The 20,980-nt window shown below is 43.6% G+C and carries 17 protein-coding genes; 11 read left to right on the top strand and 6 right to left on the bottom strand.

The genetic code is table 11. The features are described 5' to 3' along the window. Positions 1–73 precede the first annotated feature (73 nt). The 8 genes from ACTXGF_RS22250 to purF all read left to right on the top strand — a co-directional run bounded on the left by ACTXGF_RS22250 (position 74) and on the right by purF (position 8,098). On the top strand, positions 74–1,366 hold the full coding sequence (locus tag ACTXGF_RS22250; protein WP_443532738.1) for an NAD(P)H-dependent glycerol-3-phosphate dehydrogenase: 1,293 nt from the start codon (positions 74–76) through the stop codon (positions 1,364–1,366). Between the two features lie 57 nt (positions 1,367–1,423). After that, on the top strand, positions 1,424–1,882 hold the full coding sequence (locus ACTXGF_RS22245; RefSeq protein ID WP_443532740.1) for a SixA phosphatase family protein: 459 nt from the start codon (positions 1,424–1,426) through the stop codon (positions 1,880–1,882). 190 nt (positions 1,883–2,072) lie between these two features. Further along, on the top strand, positions 2,073–3,344 hold the full coding sequence (gene gspL, locus ACTXGF_RS22240; RefSeq protein ID WP_443532741.1) for a type II secretion system protein GspL: 1,272 nt from the start codon (positions 2,073–2,075) through the stop codon (positions 3,342–3,344). Between the two features lie 32 nt (positions 3,345–3,376). Continuing rightward, positions 3,377–3,946 carry a type II secretion system protein M gene (locus ACTXGF_RS22235; RefSeq protein ID WP_443532742.1) on the top strand — a complete coding sequence of 190 codons (570 nt, stop codon included), beginning with the start codon at positions 3,377–3,379 and terminating at the stop codon, positions 3,944–3,946. 201 nt (positions 3,947–4,147) lie between these two features. Further along, the gene (locus ACTXGF_RS22230) at positions 4,148–4,549 is read left to right on the top strand and encodes a DUF4870 family protein (protein ID WP_227526596.1); all 402 of its coding nucleotides are present in this window, start codon (positions 4,148–4,150) and stop codon (positions 4,547–4,549) included. A gap of 214 nt (positions 4,550–4,763) precedes the next feature. Next, on the top strand, positions 4,764–5,798 hold the full coding sequence (locus tag ACTXGF_RS22225; protein ID WP_443532744.1) for a quinone-dependent dihydroorotate dehydrogenase: 1,035 nt from the start codon (positions 4,764–4,766) through the stop codon (positions 5,796–5,798). Between the two features lie 30 nt (positions 5,799–5,828). After that, complete coding sequence (locus ACTXGF_RS22220; RefSeq protein ID WP_102090972.1) at positions 5,829–6,326, top strand: CvpA family protein; 498 nt, start codon at positions 5,829–5,831, stop codon at positions 6,324–6,326. A gap of 236 nt (positions 6,327–6,562) precedes the next feature. Further along, entirely contained in the window at positions 6,563–8,098 is a 1,536-nt protein-coding gene (gene purF / locus ACTXGF_RS22215) for an amidophosphoribosyltransferase (protein WP_102094783.1), read from the top strand. Between the two features lie 117 nt (positions 8,099–8,215). Here purF and ACTXGF_RS22210 read toward each other — a convergent pair whose 3' ends face one another. The 6 genes from ACTXGF_RS22210 to yajC all read right to left on the bottom strand — a co-directional run bounded on the left by ACTXGF_RS22210 (position 8,216) and on the right by yajC (position 14,961). Continuing rightward, on the bottom strand, positions 8,216–8,575 hold the full coding sequence (locus ACTXGF_RS22210; protein ID WP_160020849.1) for a branched-chain amino acid transport AzlD family protein: 360 nt from the start codon (positions 8,573–8,575) through the stop codon (positions 8,216–8,218). Then, entirely contained in the window at positions 8,565–9,296 is a 732-nt protein-coding gene (locus ACTXGF_RS22205; RefSeq protein WP_443532746.1) for an AzlC family ABC transporter permease, read from the bottom strand. The genes ACTXGF_RS22210 and ACTXGF_RS22205 overlap by 11 nt, the downstream gene beginning before the upstream one ends. Before the next feature lie 155 nt (positions 9,297–9,451). Next, complete coding sequence (locus tag ACTXGF_RS22200; RefSeq protein WP_443532747.1) at positions 9,452–10,858, bottom strand: MATE family efflux transporter; 1,407 nt, start codon at positions 10,856–10,858, stop codon at positions 9,452–9,454. Between the two features lie 231 nt (positions 10,859–11,089). Further along, positions 11,090–12,352 (bottom strand): protein translocase subunit SecF, encoded by a 1,263-nt coding sequence (gene secF, locus ACTXGF_RS22195; protein ID WP_443532749.1) that lies wholly within the window; start codon positions 12,350–12,352, stop codon positions 11,090–11,092. A 9-nt stretch (positions 12,353–12,361) separates the two neighbouring features. Next, on the bottom strand, positions 12,362–14,239 hold the full coding sequence (secD, locus tag ACTXGF_RS22190; RefSeq protein WP_101205370.1) for a protein translocase subunit SecD: 1,878 nt from the start codon (positions 14,237–14,239) through the stop codon (positions 12,362–12,364). Between the two features lie 392 nt (positions 14,240–14,631). Next, positions 14,632–14,961, bottom strand: a complete 330-nt coding sequence (yajC, locus tag ACTXGF_RS22185; RefSeq protein WP_057759529.1) for a preprotein translocase subunit YajC — start codon at positions 14,959–14,961, stop codon at positions 14,632–14,634. Between the two features lie 547 nt (positions 14,962–15,508). On the opposite strand from yajC, the gene ACTXGF_RS22180 reads away from it, so the two are divergent. The 3 genes from ACTXGF_RS22180 (at position 15,509) to ACTXGF_RS22170 (ending at position 20,893) form a co-directional block, all read left to right on the top strand. Then, entirely contained in the window at positions 15,509–16,807 is a 1,299-nt protein-coding gene (locus ACTXGF_RS22180) for a CNNM domain-containing protein (RefSeq protein ID WP_443532943.1), read from the top strand. A 355-nt stretch (positions 16,808–17,162) separates the two neighbouring features. Continuing rightward, positions 17,163–17,657, top strand: coding sequence for a hypothetical protein (locus ACTXGF_RS22175; protein ID WP_101205368.1), 495 nt, complete (start codon positions 17,163–17,165; stop codon positions 17,655–17,657). A 245-nt stretch (positions 17,658–17,902) separates the two neighbouring features. Then, positions 17,903–20,893 (top strand): LysM peptidoglycan-binding domain-containing protein, encoded by a 2,991-nt coding sequence (locus ACTXGF_RS22170; RefSeq protein ID WP_443532752.1) that lies wholly within the window; start codon positions 17,903–17,905, stop codon positions 20,891–20,893. Positions 20,894–20,980 lie beyond the last annotated feature (87 nt).

Below are 20,980 nucleotides of genomic sequence, written 5' to 3'. Positions count from 1 at the left end.
AAAGATAATAAGGCCAGTAGCTGAGCACGATAGATTCTATTGATAATACGTCAGTCAACACGGATAAAAGAACATGACAAGCCCTAACAATAGTAATAAAAACAACACCAGTGCTAATAATGAAACGGACAAAGAGTCGTCTGAAAAGCAGAACGGCATGCTTGCAGGGATCTTTGAGCGAGCAACCAAGTCAGGTCTCGGCCGTAAAAAGTCAAATCCTAGTCCTGTTGAATCAGCTGTGGCAAAGGATATGGCCGACATTCATAGCAATCCAACCAAGCTGCGTTTGGCGTTTTTAGGTGGTGGTAGCTTCGGTACGGCAATGGCAAATTTAGCCGCACGTAATGGCTGTGATACTACGCTGTGGGTACGTAATAAACGTACCGTAAAAGCGATGGCGAAAACACAGACCAATAAAAAGTATCTACCAGGCTATAAGCTTGATGATCGATTGAAATACAGCCATGATTTGGCGGCAAGCGTCAAAGATAAAGACATTATTTTTATCGCTGTGCCAGGTTTGGCCTTTCGTGAAACGCTAAAAAACATCGCGCCTTTTATCAGTGGTCAGTCTATTGTGTCGTTGACTAAAGGTATGGAAAAAGACACCTTTGCGATGATGAGCGATATCATCAAAGAAGTGTTGCCAGAAGTGAACTTTGGCGTTATGTCAGGGCCGAACCTCGCTATCGAAATCATGAAAAATATGCCGTCTGCTACGGTTATCGCAAGTGAGTCAGAGCCATTACGTCATGCCGTACAAGCAGCATTACATAGTGCCTTCTTTAGAGTATTTGCTAGTGATGATATACGCGGCGTCGAGCTTGGCGGCGCGCTCAAAAACATCTACGCAATTGCCATGGGTATGGCGGCCGCTTATGAAGTAGGTGAGAATACTAAAGCGATGATTCTTACTCGCGCTTTAGCAGAAATGAGTCGTTTTGGCGTTGAAGAAGGTGCCAATCCGCTCACTTTCTTGGGCTTATCTGGCGTAGGCGATTTATATGCTACTTGTAGCTCAGAGCTAAGTCGTAACTATCGTATCGGTAATATGCTTGGACGCGGTATGAGTATCGATGCCGCGGTCAAAAAGCTTGGCCAGACCGCTGAAGGGGTGAATACCATTCAGCAAGTACATGAAAAAGCGACCAAAGCGGGTATCTATATGCCAATTACCCATGCACTCTATGCAGTCATTTATGAAGACAAGGCCGCTCTAGGCGTTGCGCTACATCTGATGGAAGCTGGGTTCCGTAGCGATGTTGAGTTTGTCATGGCGCATGATCATAGCAATGCTGCACTTACCGCTCATATGAAAACCTCTGGTAGCAATACTGAAAGCAAAGACAGCGATGCTGATAAGTAAGACATACCATTAAAAATCAGTATTAAGAAAGTCGAACTTAGCGCTCCAAGGAAGGTTATGAAAATTATATTAGTACGTCATGGTCAAGCAGAAGACGAGACACGTCCAGATAGTGCACGTCAGCTGACGGACTTTGGTCAGCAGCAGGCAGCACAAACGGCAGAGTATGTGACTACTCACTATCGTCCAGATCGTTTTGTGGTTAGCCCTTATACGAGAGCGCAGCAGACTTTATCTGCGTTCCAGTCACGAGCACCGCAAGTAGCCTCATCTGTGCAAGACAATATCACGCCCTCGGATGACGCTCGCCAAGCTTTGATAGATATTGCCAATATTGAAGCTGAGTGTTTGGTCGTTGTTTGTCATATGTCTATAGTCGCCTATATCGCGGGATTGCTGACAGGTGATTATCCTGAGTCATTTTCTCTAGCGGAAGCCAGAGTGTTTGATATGGAGTTTGTGATGACTGGCATGGCAACGGAAGTTGATCGTTTTGTTCCTGACCAGCCTTATTAGACTAGACATTCTAATATTTTGCTTAGAAACGATTTGCTAGAGCAGAATTGATTAGATATGACGGATTTAAAATGGTATTGGCGAGAAGCATGCCAGTTATTAATCATATAAAATCATCCAGCTGTTTCAAAAACCGCATCAATCATTAACGATATTTTGATAACCGCAGCAATAATTGAGGACACGTTTAGTGTTACATGTTTGGTTACGAGCGCAGCATAGCCCGCTAGCTGTCTGGCACGAAGATGTACAGCAATGGCAAATGGTTGATGGTTGGCAACAGCTGCAAACAATCTATGGTAACTATAAGTCCAGTAGCCAAAAGACGCTTTGTCTATATTTTCCCTCAAGTCATGCGTTGCAAGTGGACACGGCGCTCAATGCTGCTCAGCTTAAACAGCTTGGTAATAGCGGCAAGCAGTACTTATTTGAAGAAACGTCATTAACGCCTATTGAGCAATTGAACATCCGTCAATTGAGCCATGCTGATACGACGCAACTGTACGCACTGGCACAAAACGATATTGAGTCATGGCAACAAAGCGCGCAGCTAGCCGGTATGAATATAGTAGCATTACTGCCAGATTTTTTATTGTTGTCACCGCCAGAAGAGGGCGCAGGTCAACAAGTAACCCTTTATCAAGATTCGCAGACTATGCTGCTGCGCCAATCATTGCGTCAGGGTATGGCCGTCAGCTACTTACCGCTAATGTTTGAGCGTTTCCCGCATTTAAGTGAGGTAATGGTACTGCCGTCTATTGAGGCAGCTATTGACGCATCGGTCGACTCACTAGATTCCTCATCGCCCATGGATTTAGTGGCGCAAACTAAAGCGCTGATCGCTGATCATCAGCTGCTACTGACGACCCTGCCTACAGTACCTAAGCCAATTGACAGTCCCGAACGTCACGCGCTTAATTTCTTTATGAAATCTACTGACTCACAACTATCACCATACTTGCGAGTGGCAATGATGGTTGCGCTATCAGCGTTAGTGCTGCAAATGGCAACCGATGGTGTGCAGTGGTATAAGTATAATGAAGCGACCGCCGCAACCAAGACTGCAATTGCAGCACAATATCAGTCTTGGTTCGCCAATGAGCCACTGAGTACGCGCACCAAACTGCAGGTACAGCTGCAACCAAAACTGCGTAGCGATAGCCAAGCGCCTGCATCGCATATGGCCGCACTGTCACGCATATCACCATTAATTAAGCAGTCCTCATTGCATGCACAGTCACTGGTAATGCAACCATCGGCGCTCAGTTTTACCTTGATTGCTCCAGATCGCGGTAGTCTTGATAAATTTACGAGCACGCTGGTAGCACAAGGCTTAAATGCCAAACTTGCACAAGTGAATAGTAATGAGCAAGGTCAGTTTAGTGGTCAAGTCACTGTCAATGTGATAGAAAATAATATTGCAGAAAACAGTGCCATGGCAAATAATGCGGCAGCGTCGTAACTCATCAAGGTATTGGTAATAAAGGTCAAAACATGAAACGATTACAACGCCGTACCAAACGTAATGCAGCTGTCTCTGCAACCAGTACTAAGGCTCATGTATTGTCAGAGCGTATGAATAATTATCAAAATGTACTCACAACGCGCTGGCAAGCATTACCTCCCCGTGATCAACTAGCGCTAGCTATATTGTCTATATTTTTACTGTTATTTATTGGCGGCTATGGTGGCTATAGCGTTCATCAAGCAGCGAGCGATAGTAAAAACGACTATCAGGAGCAAGTGGCAGATTATTTTTGGTTGCGTGCTCAAGCAGGTAATATTGATAGTAGTGTATTGAATACTGGGAATAACGCTACTGGAGAGGCTGATATGCCGCCTGCTAGTCGTATTAACGCGCTGCTCAATAACTCAGGTATAGCAGGTGCTCAGGTAGTTGCCACGGGCGATGCAGTACAATTGAGCTTTACGCATCCTAGTCAAGCGGTGGTCAGCACTGCATTGGGTAAGCTTGAACAGCAAGGCTGGCAATTTACACAGCTATCTATGCAGCAAGACCTGACCAATAAATCTATTCAGGTACAAGCAACGGTCACTTCATAAAACGCATCATTTTGTGATGAAGATTTTAGATACTTATATCACTATGTGCTTTTACTCGACACTCGATATTAGACAGCAGAATACTGCTTTATCGTTGGTATCATTGAAAAGCCATTTATCCGGCTCCATTAAATAGTTAATCATATGACTATTAAACAAAAATATTACCAGTAAGGAAAACCTCACATAATGCGGGACAGTATGAGCAACGATAAGCGCCGTTCTTTAATTACTTATAACCATATCACTTATTTCTTATATGTGATCAGCTACTTTACTGCAGGTCTATTGTGGATTGTGCCGATCGTCATGAACTATGCCAAGCGCCATGATGCTAATGGGTCATGGTTAGCCACGCATTTCGATTGGCAAATCAAGACCTTTTGGTACAGTATCGTTTGGTTCGTCATTGGCATTATTTTGATTACCTTTGCACTAGGCGGCTTTGGCGTTAGCGTACTAGCGGATAGTGGCAATATTGCTATTGGTTCAATATTATTGGCCGGGCTTGGTTTACTGATTATGACTTTCACCTTTATCTGGCATTTATATCGCATTATACGTGGTTGGATTGCGTTGACTGATGGGCGTCCAGTACCTTAGATGTCTAAGAGTACCTTTGTACTATGTTTTTAGCTTAGAAAACGACAATTCATCGTTATGTAGGAGAGATTCATCAGTATTGGTTACTGCTTAAATGTAGAAATTTAGCGACTGAAACTTTGCTCTTATTTCTGTTAAGCTGATATAATCGCTGCGCCCGATTTCATTCGCATTTTTTATTCACTATTTCTTCCAAGCAGGGTCTGCCATCACTATGTCTTATGCCTTACTTCGTCCTTTTTTGTTTAATATGGATCCCGAACACGCCCATGAGATGACACTATCTTTATTGGATAAAGCGCATAAAGCGCGTGTTTTAGGCTTGGCGTATGGTCAGTCAATGCAACCAACAGACTGTATGGGTTTGCAGTTCTCTAACCCAGTTGGTCTGGCAGCAGGCTTGGACAAAAACGGCGATTATATTGACGCGCTGGCTGAGTTAGGATTTGGTTTTATAGAAGTAGGAACCGTCACGCCAAGACCGCAAGCAGGCAACGACAAGCCAAGGCTGTTTAGAATCAAGCAAGCAGACGCAATTATCAATCGTATGGGCTTTAACAATGAAGGCGTTGATTATCTAATCGAGAATGTTAAACGCTGCAAATACAAAGGCAATATCGGTATCAATATTGGTAAAAATGCCGATACGCCGGTAGAGCAAGCCGCCGATGATTATGTGTATTGCTTAGAGCGTGTGTATCCGCATGCCTCATACATTACGGTCAACATCTCATCGCCAAACACCAAAAACTTACGTGATTTGCAAAGTGGTGAAGCACTAACTCAGTTGATGGATACGATTAAAAACCGTCACAGTCAGTTGGCTACTGAATATGGTTTTTATGTCCCATTAGTGCTTAAGGTTGCTCCAGATTTAGAGCCACTACAAGTTGATTATATCTCGCAGCAATTAATAGACTTTGAAATTGATGGTTTGATTGCTACTAATACGACATTAAGCCGCGTGGGTGTCGAAGACTTGCGTGATGGCGACCAAATGGGTGGTCTATCAGGTCGTCCTGTGAGTCATATTAGTACTCAGATTTTGCAACAGTTCTCTGATCAGTTAGATGGTAAAGTCGCTTTGATAGGCGTAGGCGGTATCGATAGTGGTGCCAAAGCCGTCAAAAAAATCGAAGCAGGCGCAGACATGGTACAGCTCTACACAGGGCTTATTTATCGTGGGCCTGGACTGGTGCAGTCTTGCATTCAGGCAATCGGTGGCTATTACGATGCCATGGAAAGCTAATCCAATAAATAAGGTGATAAGGCGTAAAGCATGAGTGGTTTAGATATTGTGATTGCTATCGTTGTCTTGATTGGCTTATGGCGCGGCTTTCAAGTAGGACTGATTAAAACAGCAATAGGCTTGGTAGGTTGGTTTATCGCTCTTATCGCTGCTACTAGGCTGGCAGGAGTAGTGTCGCCCCAATTAACGGGTATCGTACAAAACCCTGTACTACAGATGGCCATGGCCTTTCTATTGGTAGTGATTGCCATATTGGCAGTCATGCATCTGATGGCTTTCGTGTTCTCAGGCGTGCTCAAAACCTTACGTTTGGGCGTCTTGGATAAAATGGCGGGCGGCGTACTGGGTGCTGCCAAAAACGTATTGATGGTCTTGGTTGTACTGAGCGTCAGTGCGCCATTGCTAGTACAGATGCCGCAGTGGCAAACCTCCGTACTAGCGCCAGAGCTAATGCCATATGCACCGATGGGTAAGGCGTTAGTATCGGACGTATTAGGCATGGCTTGGGATCAGGTCAATCAGTCATAATGGTTTAATTGCCTATTATTTTATCTAACTGTCTATTATTTTACTTCTTTTTATACTTCTGAATTTTTGCACGTGTCACTGATAATCAAAAACAGATTATCGAAAAATCTCGTTAAGTTTCTTACAATATCATCAGGTTAGCGGCGTGCGACAGTGAATTATTTTAGCAATATACTGTCGTTAAGTTTGCCGTTATTGTCGTACTAATGTATGAGTCAAAATAGGATATAGCTATTATGTGTGGAGTCATTGGAGTTGCAGCTCACGAACCAGTCAATCAGATTCTTTATGACGGTTTGACGATGCTACAGCATCGCGGGCAAGATGCAGCAGGTATTGTCACTTTGCAAGATGGGCGACTCTATCTACGTAAAGAAAATGGTATGGTACGTGACGTATTTATGAATCGTCATATGATGAAGCTGGTTGGTAAGTTCGGTATCGGTCACGTTCGTTACCCGACAGCTGGTACTTCTAGCAGCGCTGAAGCGCAGCCATTTTATGTCAACTCACCGTATGGTATTACCCTTGCGCACAATGGTAACCTGACCAATGCTGAGAGTTTGGCCAAATCTTTGTACATCGAAGATCGTCGCCACCTTAATACTGACTCAGATTCTGAAGTACTGTTAAACGTACTGGCACATGAGATGCAGAATCTAGGCAAAACACATCCAACGGCTGATGATATTTTTGAAGCAGTAAAAGCCGTCTATAAACGCTGTGAAGGTGCTTATGGCGTTGTCGCTTTAATCACGGGTCATGGCTTACTGGCGTTCCGCGATCCAAATGGTATCCGTCCACTTATCTTTGGTAAGCGTATGGCACCGAATGGCGGCACTGAGTATATGGTTGCCTCTGAATCAGTTGCATTGACAGGTTCTGGCTTTACTATCGTTCGTGATGTAAAACCAGGCGAAGCAATCTTTATCGATTTAAACCATAAGCTGCATACGCATCAGTGCGTAGAGCAAAAAGAATACACGCCTTGTATCTTTGAGTATGTTTATTTTGCTCGTCCAGATTCGATTATGGACAATATCTCAGTTTACAAATCACGCCTACGTATGGGTGAAAAACTGGCAGACAAAATCCTTGCTGAATGGGGTGATGATCACGATATCGATGTGGTCATTCCAATTCCAGATACCTCGCGTACTTCAGCGATGGAGCTGGCACTAAAAATGAACGTCAAGTACCGTGAAGGGTTTATGAAAAACCGCTACATCGGTCGTACATTTATTATGCCAGGTCAGCAGCAGCGTAAAAAATCAGTTCGCCAAAAGCTGAGCGCTGTGCCACTAGAGTTCAAAGGCAAAAACGTATTGTTGGTTGATGATTCTATCGTTCGTGGTACGACCTGTCATGAAATTATTCAAATGGCACGAGATGCTGGTGCTAATAAGGTGTTTTTTGCCAGTGCTGCGCCACCAGTGAAATTTCCAAACGTATACGGTATTGATATGCCCGTACGTAGCGAGCTTATTGCTTCGGGTAATAGCGTTGAAGAAGTACGTGATATCATCGGCGCCGATCGTTTGATCTTCCAAGATTTGGATGATTTGATCGACGCAGTAAAAGATACCAAACACAGCCGAGTGGAAGGTTTTGATTGTGCGGTATTTAACGGCTGTTACATCACTGGTCAGATCAATGAAGCGTATCTTGATCACCTGCAAGAGCAGCGTAACGATACTGCCAAGACTGGTAAAAAAGGCGTACAAATAGTGGCTGATACCCCAGTTGATATGATGGGCGTAGAAGAGCTTTAAGTCGTACTAAAGCCATTGTTTTCAGATAACAAAAAGCTAGATTCTAAATAGAATCTAGCTTTTTTATGTTTAAAATATCGCTAAGGGTACTGACGTTTATATAAGTGGGCGGAATTTTTAGCCTAAGAAACTGCTAAATAGCCAAAACAGACCATTGATTGCTGCTATACCGACAACCATACTGACCAAAAGCTGACGGCTGATATGATAGATAAACAATACCAAAATAAGTGCACCGACTTGTGCCATTAATAGATGTAATTCGGTATCGCTGAAAGCAACAGTCGTCGATATGTCTTGATAGGAGAGGCTAGTCAAAATAAGCAGCACCATCACTGATAATGGCAAACTCTCATTTAATCGATGTAGCCAAGGTGTATCGAGCAGCTTTCTAGGTATCAGTGCGGGTAGCGCACGAGTGATAAAGGTCACTGCTGCCATGGCAAGCGTAGCAAAAATAAGATAACTACTGGTCATAAGAGTCTCCCGTCTTTTGACGCTCTATCCAAAACCCACGTACCAAAATCATAAACATACAGATAGTGATGGCTACTAGTAGCAACCAGTCACTGGTAAATAGTGAAGCAATGATTAAGCCAAGCACGGCAATACCAATTGGGAAGTAGCGTTTGATACTTTGAAATTGCTCATACGCGAGAATTGCAAACAGACAAACCAAAGCAAAATCTAAATTTGGCACCAAATCACTGAGCGTACTGCCAATCATGACGCCAACCGTACTCGCCAGTACCCACCAGCTTTGGTTAAATAGGCTGATAGGAAGTATCAGCGCTTGTCGTGACTCATTTGGTAAGCTAGTCATGATCGAAAAAGTCTCATCAGTCAAAGCGAACAGACAATACGTCTTGGCCAGCTTATTTTTCGGTAAATACTGTAATAACGGCATACCATAGAATACGTGGCGTAGATTAATCGCGGCAATATTGGTGGCGATATTACCAATCGGTAGGCCAGCGCTCAGCATAGGCAGACAAGCATACTGAGCTGCACCAGCATAGAGAACGATACTGAGCATAATCGTTGCCCATATCGGGATACCTGCTACCTGTGCGAGTACACCAAAGGCAATACCGGCAGGCAGATATCCCATAGCAACTGGCAAGCTTTTCTTAAAGCCTTCAGCCCAGTGGTAGCGGTTTTCATGTTGATGGCTTAGTTCATTCGAATGAGTATTCACATGACATCCTAAATTTTTCTTATGATATTTTTATAAATCTATCTATATAAAAACTATTGATTCAAACGGTATTGCTGCAAAATTAAAAAGTGAAAAACGAGCGTAATGAAAACGTTCTATCGAAAATTGATAGAGCAAACACGATATAAAATCAACTAAGCTTCAGGTTGTAGTTTCTCATAACTGCCAGTCTGATTAGCACGGTACAAAAACCCACCTAGGATGACTAGTCTCAATAATAATAGACACCACACGCTAAGCCAAATACCTGTCATATCCCATTGCTGATAGAGCAACCAGCTCAAAGGGAAGAAAATCGCAGCCAGTATCAGCGCCGCATTACGGATCACGCTACCAGCCGTCAAGCCAAAAAATATCCCATCTAGCCAATAGGCACCAACGCCGACAAGAGGCAATAATACAGCATATAAATGGTAATCATAGGCAAGGGTAAACACTGACTCAATATTGGTCATAAATCCCAAATACGTAGGCATCGAAAGCCACCAAATGGCGCTCAACATAATAGCAAGGCCATAGCTAACTATGCCTGTACGCTTTATGATAATACGAAAACGTGGCCAATCACGTCGCCCTGCAGCTTGTCCACTTAGCGTTTCAGCAGAGACAGCGACGCCGTCCAGAGCGAAGGCAGATATGCTTAATACTTGCAATAAAATAGCATTAGCAGCCAGTATGACATCACCGCTTTGCGCAGACAGTCGAGTAATCCAAGCAAAGCTTAGCGTTAAAATAAGGGTACGTACAAAGATATCTTTGTTTAAAGAAAATAGCCTAAGCATTTTTTCTTTTGTAAAATACTGTCGATCTGCTTTGAACAATACAGGCCACGATATTTTTAGATGTTGGCGGCTCAACCATAATGCCATCAGTATTCCAAACCAAAATGCAATAGTCGTTCCCAGTGCAACACCAGCCAATCCCATTTGCATTGCAAATACAAAAAACAGAGTCAGTACAATATTAAGTACGGCAATAAAGCCTTGCTGATACAGCATATAACGGGTCTTACCTTGTCCTGCAAACCAACCGATAAATGCAAAATTCATCAGCTCCGCAATCACGCCCCAAAAGCGTACGTCTAAATAGGTTTTCGCCGCGCGTCCACTTTCAGGATTTGCTGATAGGGCTTGTAAGCCAAAATCAATCAGCCATGGCTTTGCGAGTAGTAATATTGCTCCAATAACAAACGCCAATAGTAACGCGCGTTGTAAGATAGACAGCAAAGGCGTGGGCACTGATACGGCCGATGTATTGCTAGTATTATTAGCCAGCTGTCCCAATGCCTGCGCAGCAAGCCCAGATGATGCATACTGCAAAAAGTTAAAGCTAACAAGCAATAGCGACAGCAACTGTATGGCTAGACCCATACCAGCAAGTTTCGCCGTGTCATTCATATTGCCGACAATGGCCGTATCAATAACGCTCTGCAATGGCATAGCCAAATTGGCCAGTAGCACAGGCAATGCAATCGCGACAATACGCTTATAGCTTGTGTCAATAGGTGGCATCGCGTGAGAAGTTGCGGAATTAGCTGACATGGGTGACTCGTTTATACGTGAACGATAAAGAGGTGTGTTCGTTAAATGATAATAGACTCGTAAGGCAATACATCTAATATGAGGGACAAAATAGCTATAAAGACAAAAGCACCTAGACTCATTATTCATGAGTCAGGTGCTCTTATTTAAACATTGTAGCTGTGCACTCAGTAATTATATAAAGTGTGATGACACGCTAGTTCACCGTATCAATCTATCTAATATACCTTACTAAACGTTGTCTTGCTCAAACATTTTTGGATCATTGAAAGTAACGATTTCTTCTTCAAACTCTGGTTTTACTTTTACGATAAAGTCATCACGCGACAAACCCATGCGCAGCGGAATCGAGCTGGCGATATAAGTCGATGAGTAAGTACCCGCAAGCAAACCAATGAATAGAGCTACTGAGAACCAGTATAACCCATCACCGCCCAAGAAGAGCATAGCTAATACGACCAATAGAACAGTTGAGATGGTCATAATCGTACGACGTAGCGTCTCGGTCAATGACAAATCAATCGTCTGTTCTGGCGTAATACCACGAACACGGCGGAAGTTTTCACGAATACGGTCATACACAACGATGGTATCGTTCAATGAATAACCAATCAATGCCAATACCGCAGCCAATACTGTTAAGTCAAACGGGAAGCCGAATAGCGCAAATACACCGATGGTTACGACAGCATCATGGAACAGTGATAGTACAGCACCTAGAGACAGTTTGAACTGGAAGCGTAGGGCAACATAGCCAAGCATACAAACCAGTGCCAACACCAATGCCATGACTGAGTTTAGATAAACCTCATTACCAACTTGGCTACCAATGATATTCACGTTGCTAATCGTAGCGGTATTGCTAGGTAATGCCAGTGCTTGCGTCAGATTTGCGCTTAGCCCATCGACGTTATCAGACTGAGGGGGTAGGCGTACGAGTAGCTCTTCACGCGTACCTAGGTACTGTACAACCGCATCATCGAAGCCATTGTCTGCCAGTGCTTGTACAACAGCAACTTGCTCAACAGGCTGCTCATAGCGTACATCAGCAGAGACACCACCAGTAAAGTCTAATCCTAAGTTCAGACCATTTACCGCGATAGCAATGATACTACCGATCACCATAAATAAAGATAGTAGTGCCATTGGCTTTTCTATCTTCATAAATGGAATGATACGCTGGTTGCCAACCGCTTTGATCCCACCTTCAGCGACAGCTGCGGCATCATCAGCGGCGTCACCTGATATTACGTCAGAATCAACAGCGGTAGACAGTGCTTGACTGTCTTTGGCATTTTGACCTTTACCGCCGCGACGACTAGGGCTTTTTCCTGACTTTGCGGTAGTAGGGTTATTGGTTTTAGTATTGCTACCTTTACCATCACGACGCGGTTTGTTACGGCGACGCGTACTTGCATTGGTCATGTCACCGTTTGAGCCATTTCGATCAGGATTATTCTGCTGTTCTAAAGGGTTGTTATTATCGATCGCCATAATATTCTCCTAACCGATGCTCAGACTTTTGATGGATTTACGCTTACCATAAGCAATTTGTACCAGTGCACGTGTCACCAAGATTGCAGTGAATAGCGAGCTGACAATACCAATAGCTAACGTAATCGCAAAGCCTTTAATCGGACCAGTACCAATCGCAAATAGGATAAACGCGACCAATAAGGTTGTAATGTTGGCATCAAAAATACTGCTAAATGCGCGATCGAAACCTGCCACGATGGCTGATTTTGGCCGGACGCCATTGGCAATCTCTTCTCGTATTCGCTCAAAAATCAGTACGTTGGCATCAACCGCCATACCGATGGTCAAAACAATACCTGCGATACCAGGTAGGGTAAGTGATGAACCCAAAATTGACATAATCGCAATGATAATAATAACGTTAACGGCTAGCGCAACGTTGGCAATCACACCAAACAGACGATAGAAGATAATCATAAACGCGAAGACTAATAGATAGCCGACCTGCGTAGAGAACAATCCTTTATCAATGTTTTCTTGACCGAGTGATGGACCAATAGTGCGCTCTTCTACGAAATACATCGGTGCAGCAAGTGCGCCTGAACGTAGCAATAGCGCAAGCTCAGCTGCTTCAGCACTACTGTCTAGACCAGTAATACGGAATGATGAACCTAATACCGCTTGAATGTTGGCGCGGTTGATGACTTTGGTTTCAGCGTAAGGTGTGCGTACTTCAGTTGTCTCACCGGTCGCTGGATCTTCTTCGTAAGTGATTCTTTGTTTGTTTTCAATGAACAATACAGCCATCTGTTGACCAACCGCTGTACGTGTGGCGTTCTGCATGAGCTTGCCGCCCGCACTGTCCAAGGTAATACTTACTTCAGGTAAACCACTTTCATCCAAGCCAGTTTGCGCGTTGGTTACTTTGTCCCCGGTGACGATCGCTTGACGATCTAACAATACAGGAGGACCATCGAGTGTTTCGAATGGGAATGCCTCTGTACCTGCTGGAGGTATGCCGCCAGTATAGGTATCAGCATCTTCTGCCACCATACGGAACTCAAGGTTTGCAGTACGACCAAGTACACGTTTGGCTTCAGCAGTATCTTGTACACCAGGTAGCTCAACGACGATACGGCTAGCGCCTTGCGACTGTACCAAAGCTTCGGTAACACCCAGCTCAGCGATACGATTACGTAGAGTCGTCAAGTTCTGATTGACCGCGTAGCTATTGATTTCGTCAAGTGTCGCATCGTTATACGATAAGACCAATGCAGGACCTTGATCATCAATAGAAGACTGCAAGTTAAACGTATTGCTCATCGAGCCTTGTAATACGTTTTGGGCACGGTTACGAGTGTCAGTATCGGCAAAATGCAATACCACGCCTCGATCTTCGGTCTTGATACCTTTGATTGCTACTCGCTCAGCACGTAGCTCACGTCGCATATCACGACTGGCACTGGTCAAACGCTGTTCAAGCGCTTTGTCCATATCGACTTCGAGTACAAAGCGTACACCACCACGCAAATCGAGACCAAGCTTCATCGGTCTTGCACCAATATCGCGTAGCCACTGCGGAGTAGTCTGTGCTAGGTTAAGGGCAACGACATAGTCTTCGCCCAAGTTTTGACGTAGCACTTCTTGCGCTTTTAGCTGATCGACTGGGTTATTGAGGCGTACCAGCGCGCTGTTGCCCTCAAACGTACCATCGTGGTTATCTAGACCTGCCTCTTCGAGTAAGCTTTGAGACTCAGTTAAGATGCCTTCAGATAGCTGAGTTCCTGCGGCTGCGCTCGTAATCTGCACAGCAGGTTCGTCAGGGTAAAGGTTGGGGGCAGCATATAGACCGGCAACGAGTAGCACGACGGCAATTAGTAAGTATTTCCAAGCGGGATATTGCATAATCACTTCTTTAAGTTGATAAACGACTGGCGACGTAGGCCACAAGTTAGCAGATGGGAAGTTAGCGATAGCAACGGTCGAGTGCTATGTTCAGCAGCCGTCATCATGCACCATTGCGATCATCCGCGATGATAGTAACGCATAAAACAGTAAAGCAAATAATACAGATGTCTGTTTATCTGGTCACCAAAAATTATATGGCAGACTTGGATAAAGATAGGACATCTAAACAGTAAGCCTAATTTATATAGCAATTTTACCTTACTGTGTTAATAGCGAAAAATGACCGTAAATCATATACGGTCATTTTTTAGTCATTACATTCATTAATGTGACGACTATTGAATGTTCACTAATAAATGTTCACTAATAAAAGCTAGTGAACATTCTAATTAAACGCTTTCGATCGTGCCAGCAGGTAATACTGAAATAACAGAAGCACGTTGTACTTTCACGTCAGTATTGTTGTTTAGGCTCACAACGGCATAGTCGCCTTCGATTGCTTTGATACGACCCATTAAACCACCAGCAAAAATGATTTCACTACCAACGGTTAATGCGTTAACCATGGCACGGTGCTCTTTGGTACGCTTAGACTGCGGGCGAATGACCAAGAAGTAAAAAATCGCAAAAAACGCAACAGGCAGTAAAATCTGACCGAATAGACCTGCAGCACCTGCAGTCTCTGGTGCAGCATGGGCAGCTTGAATAAATAAGCTCATAATATCTCTCAGTAAGTCATAGACAATAATAAAATTAGACGCATAGTAACAAAAAATCCCAGACTTGGTAACTGTTAATCATAGGCTGAGCGTGTTTTTCTTAGCGTAAGGCATACTATCAGCCAACGGGTAGGACAACAATGTTTTTACTATATTCAGATAACTTATATAAAGCCTCAGGCTAAATAGCTGTCATGAATTGGCTAGTAAAGATGTCGTCATACAACCGTTAATAGTAGGGCAATAAAAGTCATCAAAAAACAAAAACTTAAAAATGGTGACTTATTGTGAAATGGTATCATCAATGCTACTATCAAATGGCAATGATTGCCTGTATTTAGTATGCTATATATTGAACCATATTACGGATTTTTAAAGCATAGTATGGCTTTGAAATAGCGATTAAATCAGCTTTGAGTAACTATTTATACGATAGACAGATATCTTTTATTACTTTGTTAAAGATAATCTGAAAATCAATATAAATTGCTCATGACATTATCTTCCTTTTACTCTTTTTAGGTTACCTAACTTGTTCACCACTTTTATGTTTGTACCTCGTTTATGTCGTCCGCGCGCTCATCGTAAAGACGCATCTGCAGAACCTCCCCCGAGAATGACTACTAGTTCTCGATTTGGTTATACTTCTTTTTCAGCACTATTTGCATTAGCAATACTTATGCTACCGCAGGCAGTGTGGGCAGCTGGTGTTGTATCAACATCCAGCGAGGCGGCAGCACCAACTGCGCTTAGCGTTTCTTTATTGATATTTTTTGTCTTACTCGCTATTGGTGTCTCTTTTGTCTGTTCATTAGCAGAGTCTGTTTTGCTAAGCATGACGCCATCGTTTATTGCAGATGTGCAAGAGACCAGTCCCAAAAAAGCAGAAATGCTTAAAAGTCTCAAAGTGGACAATATTGACCAGTCACTAGCCGCTATTTTAACGTTAAATACCGTTGCCCATACACTTGGCTCTATCGGTGCGGGTGCACAGGCTACGATTGTATTTGGTAGTGCGTGGTTTGGTCTGTTTTCTGCCCTCATGACGCTTGCTATCTTGTTCTTATCTGAGATTATCCCAAAAACTTTGGGTACAGTTTACTGGCGTCAACTAAGCGGTCTGGTTGCTTATTTCGTTCGTGGTATCATCATGCTGCTATATCCGTTAATTTGGTTCTCAGAGCGTCTGACAAAACTATTGGTACGTGGTAAAGAACCGCAAACATTTAGCCGCCGCGAATTTGCTGCTCTTGCTAGTATCGGTGAAGAGTCAGGACAAATTGACCCACTTGAATCGCGTATCATTCGTAACTTGCTCGCGTTTGGCGCCATTAAAGTCGAAGACATCATGACCCCGCGGTCAGTGATGCTTGCATTCGAAGAAAATAAAACTGTTGCTGAGCTATTAGTTGATCGTCCAAAGCTAACGTTTTCTCGCTTGCCAATCTATGATGGTGACTTGGATAACATTACAGGCTTTGTCCTAAAAACGGACATGCTATTGGCTAAAGTCAATCATGCTATGCATAAGCCGTTGACGCAATTTCAGCGTGATATCACTTTTGTTTTCTCTAAAATGAAGCTGTTTGATTTGTTAGAGTTGATGCTAAAAAATCGTATTCATATTGCGATTACAGTCGGTGAATATGGTGAAGTTAAAGGACTTGTCACGTTAGAAGATGTATTTGAGACATTGTTAGGTCTTGAGATTGTTGATGAAATAGACCGCGTCGAAGACATGCAAGCCTTGGCTCGTCAGATGATGGACAGACGGGTAGAGCGTTTGGGTATGAAGCTCAGTGATGATGAGCAGTATGAAGATAATAACAACGAACCTAAGTCCTAACGAAGCCTTAACTATGCCTTCATGAAGCCAAACTATAACGTTGACAGTTTAACCATAAGTATTGATGGTTTAACAATGGTCAGCTCATTATGGGCTGACTATCAAGCTAGAGCCACGAAGCATCTAACCGTTTGAGCTAGGATTTACAGCATAAAATGTTAAGAACATTTGATTTGATATCCTGTGTTTCTATTCGCAATAATTACACAGGGTGTCACATGGCTGTGAGAATTTGATGATAGGCTCGGCATATGATATGAGTATACTTATACAGATACACTGCCAAAATAAATGATAAAAGAGCGTTAATCGTCACTATATGACACTAACGAAAAAAATATCGCTAAGGATTATCATGAAAAAATTATTGGGAAATAGGCTATTAGCTCTATTGGTGAAAAGCGCCAGCATCACTGCAATCGTAGCAGTAGCCAGCACCATCAGTATCAATGCGCAAGCGGCTACTATGACCGAAGATTTGGTACAGAACTATGCCGCCGCAATGAAAGCATCAGCGAATAGCCAGAGTATCAATCAGGTATCGCGCCTTGTGTCAGATGACGCGCTTATTTCTTTATCTAGAAAAGGTAAATCTACCAGTTTAGATAAAGATGCGTACTTAAAGCTGCTTCAAAACAGTTGGAATGATACGTCTAATTATCGCTATGATATTTCGGTAGACAATGTGGTAATTACTGGTTCACAAGCCAAAGCCAATGTGACGACCAATGAAAGCTGGGTAAAAAATGGTCAGCAAGTATCATTTGTTACCACATCTCGTGTGACCTTGACCTTATCCACTGGCAATGCAGTGCTCTTGCGCGCAGTATCACAGGTAGCTATTAATTAAGTCGCCATTGACCAAGCAAGACTTAAAATATAATAGGTAACATAAACAATAGCAGATTGAGCTAGCTGCGATTTTGACCTATAAAAAGTCTTAGCTGGATAATAATAGTCATTACTTAGTTTTATAGGCTACTTGAGCGTCTATTATTATCTTTTATATTAGGCTAGTCTTTGCTTTACATTGCATACTATACTATCCATCAACTTTATCTTATTAATTTCTGTCGTTAGGAAACCTCCAATATCATGTCTACTGTGCTATCACACTCTCGCTCATTTATTGCGTTGCCATTGACGCTTGCGGTATCCACTTTACTGATTAGTGCGTGTAGCAATACATCAGCGGTAAAAAACAAAGGTGCGACCAATAGCTCATCTGTTATCACCAAAAGTCCTACCAGTCAAGGGGCTAATACAGGTAGTACAGACTACTCAACTGCGTTTTTGGACGCAGAGAGTTTGGATGAGTTGGCTGACTTGTTAGAAGCCACTGACATGACCATGGTAGAAGGTAACCAGCTTGCTATTCAGCAATATGGTGATTTGTGGAATCGTCTACGCGCAGGCTACCGCATGAATGGTGGTAAGCCAATCTATAATCAGCGTATTGAAGGTCAAAAAAGCTGGTTTACCAGTAGACAGGATTATCTTAATCGTCTAACTGCACGTGCCAGTCGTTATATTTATCATACGGTACGAGAGGCAGAGCGTCGCAATATCCCAACAGAGCTTGCCTTGTTACCAGTTATCGAGAGCTCTTACGATCCAAGTGGTACGAGTAGTGCAGCAGCTGCAGGTTTGTGGCAGTTTATTCCAAGTACGGGCCGTATTTATGGCTTGAATCAAAGCAGCACTTATGATGGTCGCCGCGATGTTATCGAGTCGACACGTGCTGCCTATGACTTCTTGACAGCATTGCACAACCAGTTCGGTAGTTGGGAGCTAGCATTGGCTGCTTATAACGCTGGCCCTGGTCGTGTACAGAAAGCAATCGATGCCAACGCAGCGCGCGGACTGCCAACAGATTATTGGTCGCTTCAATTACCGACCGAAACGATGAACTATGTGCCGCGTTTCTTAGCTGTAGCTGAAATCGTCGCCAAGCCTGAGCAGTATGGTGTGTATTTACCCGCTATCGCTAACCGTCAGCATTTCCGCAGTGTACCTGTTAACTATGGTGTGAGCTTGGCAGAAGTATCGCAGTTAACTGGCGTTAGCTACGATGAGCTAGAGCGTCTAAATACTGCACTGACATCAGGCCGTGTTGACTCTTCAGGTCCACAGCGTGTCATCATTCCTAACGACGTCAGTCTCAATGCCGATGCCAAATTAAGTGGGCTCAGAGGTAATGGTACAGGTAACGTGCTTGCATCAAATAACGCAAGTAGTTCAAGTACGACAGCGACTACGCCAAGCTATAATAATAAACCATATACTGCCTCATCTCTGCCATCTACTGGTAGCGCATTGGCTGATTATGCAGCTAGCGCAAGTGTACCTCAGCAGACTACCAGCTATATCTCACCATCTGCGACGCCAACTAGCAGCTCGGTATACAGTGGCAATTCCTCAGCTCGTACAGAGCCACCACTGACTACCGCAGAGACCAACAAAATCAATGCTGAGCTTAAGAGCAGTAACAGTCTACCGACTACCTCAGCTCAAATTACTCAGAACAATACGATTGTCCAAGAGCCACCGCTTAGCAAAGAAGAGCGTGATTTTATTGCTAATCAAATCCGTAGAAATACCTCTGAGACCAATGTTATCAATGCTGACGGCAACATCAATCTATCAGCCGTACAGACGCAGCAGTCTATCTTAGAAGCGAGTGGCGCAGAGAAAAAACTTAGCTTTGCTAAAACCTCGGTAAGTAAACCAAAACCACAAGGCACTCGTACCACTTATACGGTAAAACGTGGCGATACGCTCTCGAACATTGCGAGTCGAGCAGGGGTTAGCTGGCGTGATATCGCAGAATGGAACCAGATAGATGCTAGTGCCAATCTGCTCTCTGGCAGCACGTTATATCTATATGACGCCAAGACTATCGAGCCATTGAGTACTGCTAACAACGCAACCGCTAGTCAGCCTGACAGTTATGTTGTACAAGGTGGTGATACGCTTATCGGTACGGCCAATCGCTTTGGCTTATCGGTCACTCAGCTAGCCAGCTATAATAATCTGAGCAGCCGTGCTGATCTGCTCAGAGGTCAAAAATTATGGCTCATACCGGGTAAAGTGACTGCACCTGCGACGACACCTGCAGCGCCTTCTACCAAGCCGAGTAAATCAAGCACTGCGACCAAGAATTATAAAGTAAAAGCAGGGGACGGCTTAATTGCATTGGCACGTCAATTCAATGTGTCGACAGATACTTTAGCCAGTCTCAACGGTATCAACAGCACAAGTTCGCTATATGTTGGCCAGACGCTTAAAGTGCCAGCTAGTGTTGATTTTGATGCTGCAAGTACGACAAGTGCTAGCAGTAGTAACAGCTCAAGTTCGGTCGCGACCACCAATTACAAAGTGAAATCAGGTGATACGCTGATTGGCATTGCGAACAGCATCGGAGTGAGTGCAACGGAACTTGCTGCGGTAAACAGCAACTTTGATGCGAAAGCTCGCTTGCAACGTGGTCAAACGATTAAAGTACCTGCTTCTAAGGAGTTGGTCGACCGTCAGTTAAATGACAAAGCGGTCAGCTACAAAGTTAAATCTGGCGATACCTTGACGGGTGTCGCTAAACGTTACAATATTGGCTTAAGTGATTTGGCATCAGCAAATAATTTAAATACCAATTCGAATCTGATACTGGGCCGTACTATCACTATTCCTGCGAGCGGAAGTGTTGCAAGTGCATCTAATAGCAGTCAAAGCAGTAGCTCTACTAGTAGTAACAGTAGTAGCTCAGCAAGCAGCGGTACGAAATTAGGTAATACTGAAAGCTACAAAGTTAAATCTGGCGATGGTTTGATTGCTTTGGCACGTCAGTTTGGCATCTCAGTAGAGGATTTGGCGGCGACCAATGATCTAGCGACCAATGCACAACTACAACGCGGCCAAACGCTTAAAGTACCAAAAGCGACGGTAAGCTACACGGTTGGCTCGGGTGATAGCTTGATTGGTCTAGCACGTAAATATGGCGTATCGACGCAAGAGCTGGCTGATATGAACAATATCGCCGCTGATACGATGTTGCAGCGTGGTCAGCGTCTGACTGTACCTAATCGCTAATGAATAAAATATTAATGGATACCGTTTAAACGAGACGTCATTAATATTAACTATGAATCGTAACGCACAAAAAAGCTGCTCTTTATA

It is taken from the genome of Psychrobacter sp. 1Y6, from assembly GCF_052258385.2.
Classification (GTDB): Bacteria; Pseudomonadota; Gammaproteobacteria; order Pseudomonadales; family Moraxellaceae; genus Psychrobacter.
Note: the sequence above shows the minus strand (reverse complement) of the source record. Positions and strands in the feature narration are given on the sequence as shown.